We start from the raw sequence: 6,806 nt of genomic DNA, 5'->3' as shown, positions 1-6,806 counted from the left end.
GCGTCCCGCACCGCCCCGGCGGCCGGTGCCGTCCGCGCCGGCGCCGCCGCCGAGCGCGCCGAGCGCCCGGGCCCCCGACGTGACGTAGCCCCAGAGCCTCCCGCGTGCCATCGCCCTGCCCCTCGTGCTCCTCCGGCGGCCGTCATCGAGTGCGCGGCCGGTCGGGGCGGGTCGCTTCCCGGCCCCTTCCTGCCAGCCTGCGCCTCGGCCGCCCGGGTGACAATCCCGCCTCGGGGCGCGGTCGGCTCCCGGGCCCCCGCCGAGCGGCACGCCGGACACCCGCCGTCCGGCGGGGCCGCCTCCGGACGGACCGCAAAGAAATCTTCGCGAAAAACCCTTTGCAAAGGACTCTTTGCGGTTCTAGTCTCCTGCCATGACCGAAGAGCAGGGCTGGAAGCACAGCGAGGACCAGCGGGCCATCGCCCTCACCGCCGAGAGCATGCGGGCGATGGCGCACCCGGTGCGCCTCCAGGTGGTGGGGCTGCTGCGCAAGCACGGGCCCTCCACGGCGACGCGGCTCGCCGCCGAGCTGGGGCTCAACTCCGGCGCGACCAGCTACCACCTGCGCCAGCTCGCCGCCGCGGGCTTCGTGGAGGAGGACGAGTCGCGCGGCAACGCCCGCGAGCGCTGGTGGCGGTCGGCCCACCGCATCACGCTCTGGACGGTGGACGACATGGCGGACGACCAGCTGGGCGAGGCCGCCGGGTACCTGAGGTCCGTCCTGGCCGCGCACACCCTGGCGGCCCAGCGTTCGCTGGACGCCTTCGAGGTCATGCCGCGCGAGTGGCGCAAGGCGCTGAACCTCAGCGACCTGGTGCTGCAGCTGACGCCGGCCGAGGCCGAGCGGCTCTCCGGCGAGCTGGGCGAGGTGATCCGGCGCTACCGGTGGGTGGGTGCCGAGGGGCCGGTCCCGGAGGGATCGGAGCAGGTATCCGTCGTCGTCCACGTCCTGCCGGACGTGAGCGAGGACACCGACGAAGGGGGAACCGCATGACCGCCACGACGACCACGGCCACCAGACCTGCCGTCGACGGCCCCGGGCGCAGCTACCGGCCGCTGGCCGGGGTGCTGGCCGCCACGGTGGTCTCGGTGACCGGCACCCGGGTCTCGGCCATCGCCCTGCCCTGGTTCGTCCTGGCCACCACCGGCAGTGCCACCATGACGGGCCTGGTCGCCTTCGCGGAGATGGCGCCGTACGTGACGGTCAAGGCGCTGACCGGGCCGGTGGTCGACCGGCTCGGGCCGCGCGTGGTGTCCTGGACGACGGACGCGGTCAGCGCGGTCGCGGCCGGGCTGGTCCCGCTGCTGCACTCGCAGGGGCTGCTCCCGTTCTGGCTGTTGCTGCTGATGGTGGCGGTGATCGGGGCGATGCGCGGCCCGGGGGACTTGGCGAAGTCCGTCATGGTCCCGGAGGCGGCCGACCACGCCCGGGTGCCGATGGAGCGCGCCACCGGGCTGTCGGGCGTCACCGAGCGGCTGGCCTCCACGATCGGCCCGGCGGCCGGCGGCGGTCTGATCGCACTGATGGGCCCGCTGGCCGGTCTGGCGGTCAACGCGGGCACGTTCGCGCTCGGGTCGCTGATCATCGCGCTCGCGCTGCCGCGCGGCATGGGGCGCCCGGCGGTGCCCGCGGCGGCGGGGCCGGACAGCGGGTCGGCGGAAGGGGAGCAGCCGGCCGGCTACTGGCGGATGTTCCGCGAAGGCTTCACGTTCCTGCGGTCCGAGCCCCTGCTGCTCGCCGTCACGGTGATGGTGGGCATCACCAATCTGCTCGACGCCGGCTTCGTGACCGTCCTCGTCCCGGTCTGGGCGCGGGAGTCCGGCAACGGCCCGGCGGCCATCGGGCTGTGCGCGGGTGTCATGGGGGCCACGGCGGTCGTCGGCAGTCTGATCGCGGCGGCCGTCGCCTCCCGGCTGCCCCGGCGTACGGTCTTCTTCGTCGGCTTCCTGCTGTGCGGCGCCCCCCGCTTCCTGGTGCTCGCCTTCGGCGCGCCGATGTGGGTGGTGCTCACGGTCTTCGCCATCGGCGGCTTCGGCTCCGGCTTCCTCAACCCGATCCTCGGCGCGGTGCTCTTCGAGCGGGTGCCCCGCCATCTGCTCGGGCGCGTGCACGCCCTCGGTGACTCGCTGTCCTGGGCCGGGATCCCGCTCGGCGGCCTGGTGGCCGGCGCGTCGGTCGCGCTGGTCGGCCTGATACCCAGCCTGGTCGCGGCGGGCGCGCTCTACTTCGTGACCACCACCCTGGCGGGCTTCCGGCCCGAGTGGCGCGAGATGGACCGCCTTCGGAAGGACGGGAGCAGTACGCCCGCCGAGCCGGACCGGGCGCACCGGGCGTAGCCCGCTGCGCGGGGGTGCGACTTTCCTCCGGCCCGGCCGACGCCCCGCCGACGCCCGGCCGCCGGCCTGCGCCGGTGGGCGGACCACCGGGCGGACGCCGGGCCGGGCCCGGGGCGCAGGGGGTGTGGGGCCGGCTAGCGGTTCCGATCGGCGGAGTGGGCGTGGGCGAGGTCGGCAGCCGGCCGGTGGCCCGTCCACTGGAGGAGCAGCAGGCTGGTCAGGGCCGCGAGGGCGCACCAGGTGGAGACGAAGGCGAGGTGCCAGAGCAGGGCGCAGGCGATGGCGCCCGCGCCGGTGAGGAGACCGAGCCGGCGGAGCAGGCGATCACCGCTCATCAGGAGGGAGCCGACGGTGGCGAGGAGATAGCCGGCCAGCAGGAGTGCCGGGTGCGGAATGCCGACGGCGTAGTCGAGGGTGTGGCCGTGCACACCGGCCGACACCGGGCGGGACGCGAGGGCCACGGAGAGCGGGACGGCGACCGCCGCGCCGAGCAGGGTGAGGGCGGCGGGCATCCGCCGCTGCCGTTCACCGGTCGCGCACCACACGGCGGCGGGAACCAGCACGGGCAGCAGCGGAAGGGCGATCACCGCCCAAGTGGTGCGGGCCGCCGCGGCGAGGCCGTCCGGCAGTCCGCCGTCCGTGCCGAGCCAGACCAGCGCCTCGACCAGCTGGTGCACGCCCAACACCAGGGGGAGCGCGGCGAGCGGCAACCGCCCGGGGCGGCCGGACCGGTGGGCGCGGACCAGGCATGCCAGCCCGACGCCCGCGACCACGCCACCGGCCACGGCGTCCGCCTGCGCGCTCCAGCACATCGGGCCGCCTACCCGGTGCTCCCGGGGCCGCCGTCCTTCTCGGGCCCGTCCGTGCGCTGCTCCTCGGGCCGGTTTCCCGTCCCGTCCGCCGTCTTCCCGGCTTCCCCCTCCGCTTCTCCCTCCGCTTCCTTCTCGGCTTCCTTCACGGCGGCCCTTTCCCCCGCCTCGTCCTCCGGCAGGGTTCCGATGCCCTCCAGGGTCTCGCGGACGGTCCCGGGCATCGCGGGGTGGCGGCCGATCACGATCACCCCGATCACGATCGTCAGCAGCCCGGCCGACTGCCAGGCCAGCGCCCCCGGTGTCACCCGCAGCCGGTCGCCGAGGAAGCCCACCGCGCAGGCGATCCCGGCCAGCGGCTGGGCGGCCGTCAGCGCCGGCAAGGACATCCGCAGCGGTGCGGCCTCGAAGGCGCTCTGCACCAGCAGCAGCCCGACCACGCCCGCCACCACCACCGCGTACGGCTGCCAGGTGCGCAGTACCGCGGCCAGGCCGTCGTGGTCGAGGCGCTGGGTGGTGGTGCGGGTCAGCGCGTCCTGGAGGCCGTAGAGCAGCCCGGCGGCGAGTGCCAGCAGGGTCGCCTCCTCGAACAGCGGCAGCCGCCGGGCCAGCGAGACCAGCAGCACGACCAGCCCGACCACGGTGCCGACCACCAGCCAGTGCCGCAGCTCGCCGGCGGGTGGCCCGCCACCGGTCGGCTGCCCGGCCACGATGAAGGCCGTCACCCCGAGGGCCAGCAGCAGGACCCCGGCCCAGCCGGACCGGCCGAGGGTCTGACGGGTCAGCACCCGGGCCAGTGCCATGGCGAAGATCAGATTGGTGGCCAGCAACGGTTCGACCAGGGACACCTCGCCCTGGTTGAGCGCGAGCGCGGAGAGGATCAGCCCGCAGACCATGAATCCGGTGCCGAGCAGCCACTGCGGCATCCGCATCAGGTCGAGCAGCAGCCGCCAGCGCAGCAGATCGGAGCGCGGGGCTCGCTGCGCCGCGTGCTGTTGGAGGACGAAGCCGAGCCCCAGACAGCAGGCCGCACTGAGAGCGAGGACGAAGACCGCCACGGAGGGACCACCAGGTTGTCGCTGCCCGTGCCGCGCCGACGGGTCCGAGAGGGGGGTCGGCTGACGCGGCCGCTCCCGTCAGCCTACCGCCGGGGTGGTGGCCGGGCTGATCGCACGACACGCGGGCGGGGCGGCGGGGCCCCGTGCCCGGCGAGGGCCCCGGGCCTTCCGGGCAGCGCTTGCCGCCACCGGCGGGGCAGGCGCACGCTGGTGTGAGCGGCCGCCACGGGGCACCGTCCGTGCCGGTCCGGACAGGCGGCGACGGGGGCCGGCGCCAGGAGGTGTGGCGATGCACAACCAGTGGGACGTGGAGCTGAGCTTCGAGGAAGACGGCGTGCACACGACGTGTGAGGCCAGGCTGACCGGTGCGAGGGCGCCGGGGCTGAGCGCGCACGGCGAGTCGGTGAAGAGCGTGGAGGACCGTCCGCTCGCCAGGATCGGCGAGGAGGTCGCCGCCTCCAGGGCCTTGGAGGAACTGTCGCGCAAGCTGCGGACCCAGGCCACCGGGGAGATCGACGACGAGGGGCGCCGTCCGGACTACCTGATCTACTGATCACCGAGCGGAGACCGGACGGGAACGCGTGCCCGGTGGCCTGAGGCCGGGCGGGTCGGCATGCGCGGACGCGGACGCGGACGCGGACGCGGGCGGGGCCGGTGGGGCCGTTGGCGCGAGGCGCGCGGCCAGGCGGCGGTTGACCTCGTCGGCGGTGGCCATCGGGACGTTGTGGCGGGAGGTGTCCGGGAGGACGGGGACGTCGGCCTCGGGGAGGGTGCGGCGGACGCTGTCGGCGACCTGGCCGGGGTCATGGGCGTGACCGCGGGCGGCGAAGAGGGCGAGGACGGGTGCGGCGAGCGCGCGGAGCCGGTCGGCGGAGGGCCGGGGGCCGGTGACGACGCGGGAGGCGGGGAAGCCGGAGTAACCCAGGGCGTACAGCACGCGCGCGTCAGGCGGGTCCGAGGGTCCAGCTGATCACCGACAGCGTCGCCATCGACACCAGCGTCGACCAGAGCACCGCGTCCCGGGCGAGGGCGGTGCCCCGTTCGTACTCGCGGGCGTAGGTGTACACGTTCTGCGCGGTGGGCAGCGCGGAGAACAGCACCACGGTGAGCAGCTGGTGCGCGGGCAGGTGGAGCAGCGGTCCGGCCACGGCGAGTGCGACCAGCGGCTGGACCAGGGTCTTGAGCGCGACGATCAGCCCGACCTCGGCGCGGCGCGGCCGGCCCGCCGCCGGCGGCCGGTTGCGCAGCGAGATGCCGAGGGTGATCAGGGCGGTCGGAACGCCCGCGCCGCCGAGCAGTTCGCAGGAGCGGCTCAGCTCGGCGGGCAGGTGCGCGCCGGTCGCCGAGACGACCGCCCCGAGTGCGGTGGCCAGCAGGATCGGGTTGCGCACGGGCAGCGTGAGCAGCGCGCGGCGGCCGGCCGCGCCGCCGTCCAGCACGGCCAGGACGGCGGGGGTGACCAGCAGGATCTGGAACAGCACCACGGGGGCGACGAAGGACGCGTCGCCGAGCACCTGCATGGTCACCGGGATGCCGAGGTTGGCCGAGTTGACGTAACCGGAGGCCATCGCGCCGATGGCCGACTCGCCTGGCCCCCGCCGGAACAGCAGCCGCCCGGCGAGCAGCCCGAGGCCGATCGAGACCAGGGTGCCGGCCGCGAAGGCGAGCATCGAGGTGTTGGAGAAGCGGTCCAGCGGGGTGCGGGCGATCATCAGGAACAGCGCGGCCGGCATCGCCACGTGGAAGACGAACCGGTTGAGCACCGTCTCGGCCTGCGGTCCGAGCAGCCCGGTGCGGCCGACGGCGTACCCGGCGCCGGTGAGCGCCCAGATCGGCGCGAAGGCGGACAGCAGGGGGTGCAGGGCTGGCATGGTTCCTCGGATCGCTCGGACGGCTCTGCCGGACGCGACGGGGGTCTCCCGTCGAGGGCGTCGACTTCCGAGCGCGGTCACCCCCCGAAGCCGTGAACCCCCGGGGCAGTAAACCAGTGGCCGCCGGAGGGGCCGCCGACGGGCCTGACGGATCGTAGGGCCGACGGTCCGACCTGTCGGGCCCGTTCGGCCGGGCCTACGATGAGCCGGTGGAGGACCAGTACCTGAGCCTGTCCGAGGTGGAGGCGATCGCGCGCCGGGCCCACCAGGGGCAGGTGGACAAGAACGGGCACCCGTACGGCGAGCACATCGCGGCGGTCGCCCGCGGGACTGCGGCGCGCGGCGGCGGCGCGGCGCAGATCGCGGCGGGCTGGCTGCACGACGCGGTCGAGGACGACCGGCTGAGCCGGGAGTGGCTGGCCGGGGCCGCGCTGCCCGAGGAGACCAAGGCGATCGTGGACGCGCTCACCCGGCGTCCGGACGAGCCGGTCGAGGAGTACGCCGCGCGCGTCCTGGCCACGCCGGGCGCGCTGCTGGTCAAGCGCGCGGACCTGGCGCACAACTCGGACCCGGCGCGCCTCGCCGCGTTGGACCGGGCGACCGCCGAGCGGCTGGCCGCCAAGTACGCGCGGATGCGCGAGCTGCTCGGGGTCACCGGCGAACCGTAGGAGCGGGAACCGCCGGGAACCGCGTGGCCGCGGCGCCCGGAGGAACCACGAGAGGGCCCGGAC

At 75.3% G+C, this 6,806-nt stretch carries 7 protein-coding genes and 1 pseudogene; 4 read left to right on the top strand and 4 right to left on the bottom strand.

The features are described 5' to 3' along the window. Positions 1-373: 373 nt before the first annotated feature. Together ACFRMQ_RS36300 and ACFRMQ_RS36295 are read left to right on the top strand one after the other, a co-directional pair. Positions 374-994 carry an ArsR/SmtB family transcription factor gene (locus ACFRMQ_RS36300; RefSeq protein WP_380735098.1) on the top strand — a complete coding sequence of 207 codons (621 nt, stop codon included), beginning with the start codon at positions 374-376 and terminating at the stop codon, positions 992-994. After that, on the top strand, positions 991-2,337 hold the full coding sequence (locus ACFRMQ_RS36295; RefSeq protein WP_380735097.1) for an MFS transporter: 1,347 nt from the start codon (positions 991-993) through the stop codon (positions 2,335-2,337). Before ACFRMQ_RS36300 ends, ACFRMQ_RS36295 begins: the two co-directional genes overlap by 4 nt. 134 nt (positions 2,338-2,471) lie before the next feature. Here the strand turns inward: ACFRMQ_RS36295 and ACFRMQ_RS36290 are convergent, their stop codons facing one another. Together ACFRMQ_RS36290 and ACFRMQ_RS36285 are read right to left on the bottom strand one after the other, a co-directional pair. Beyond that, a complete protein-coding gene (locus ACFRMQ_RS36290) occupies positions 2,472-3,149 on the bottom strand; it encodes a DUF6629 family protein (protein ID WP_380735095.1) in 678 nt (225 codons plus the stop codon). A gap of 200 nt (positions 3,150-3,349) precedes the next feature. After that, a pseudogene (locus tag ACFRMQ_RS36285) lies at positions 3,350-4,204 on the bottom strand (DMT family transporter); the annotation flags it as partial. 289 nt (positions 4,205-4,493) lie between these two features. Between ACFRMQ_RS36285 and ACFRMQ_RS36280 the strand changes: the two are divergent. Then, positions 4,494-4,757 (top strand): dsRBD fold-containing protein, encoded by a 264-nt coding sequence (locus tag ACFRMQ_RS36280; protein ID WP_316525377.1) that lies wholly within the window; start codon positions 4,494-4,496, stop codon positions 4,755-4,757. Here the strand turns inward: ACFRMQ_RS36280 and ACFRMQ_RS36275 are convergent, their stop codons facing one another. Beyond that, entirely contained in the window at positions 4,758-5,141 is a 384-nt protein-coding gene (locus ACFRMQ_RS36275; protein WP_380735094.1) for a hypothetical protein, read from the bottom strand. Positions 5,142-5,148: 7 nt separating this feature from the next. After that, positions 5,149-6,075: an AEC family transporter gene (locus tag ACFRMQ_RS36270; protein ID WP_380735093.1), complete on the bottom strand. Its 927-nt coding sequence runs from the start codon at positions 6,073-6,075 to the stop codon at positions 5,149-5,151. A gap of 209 nt (positions 6,076-6,284) precedes the next feature. Between ACFRMQ_RS36270 and ACFRMQ_RS36265 the strand changes: the two genes are divergently transcribed. Further along, positions 6,285-6,743 carry an HD domain-containing protein gene (locus tag ACFRMQ_RS36265; RefSeq protein ID WP_380735092.1) on the top strand — a complete coding sequence of 153 codons (459 nt, stop codon included), beginning with the start codon at positions 6,285-6,287 and terminating at the stop codon, positions 6,741-6,743. The last annotated feature ends 63 nt before the right edge of the window (positions 6,744-6,806 follow it).

The organism is Kitasatospora sp. NPDC056783, from assembly GCF_042789895.1.
Taxonomy (GTDB): domain Bacteria; phylum Actinomycetota; class Actinomycetes; order Streptomycetales; family Streptomycetaceae; genus Kitasatospora.
Note: the sequence above shows the minus strand (reverse complement) of the source record. Positions and strands in the feature narration are given on the sequence as shown.

Coding starts and splice junctions, on each gene's coding strand:
- ACFRMQ_RS36270 (WP_380735093.1), bottom strand. CDS start 6,075: ATGCCAGCCCTGCACCCCCTGCTGTCCGCCTTCGCGCCGATCTGGGCG.
- ACFRMQ_RS36300 (WP_380735098.1), top strand. CDS start 374: ATGACCGAAGAGCAGGGCTGGAAGCACAGCGAGGACCAGCGGGCCATC.
- ACFRMQ_RS36295 (WP_380735097.1), top strand. CDS start 991: ATGACCGCCACGACGACCACGGCCACCAGACCTGCCGTCGACGGCCCC.
- ACFRMQ_RS36290 (WP_380735095.1), bottom strand. CDS start 3,149: ATGTGCTGGAGCGCGCAGGCGGACGCCGTGGCCGGTGGCGTGGTCGCG.
- ACFRMQ_RS36280 (WP_316525377.1), top strand. CDS start 4,494: ATGCACAACCAGTGGGACGTGGAGCTGAGCTTCGAGGAAGACGGCGTG.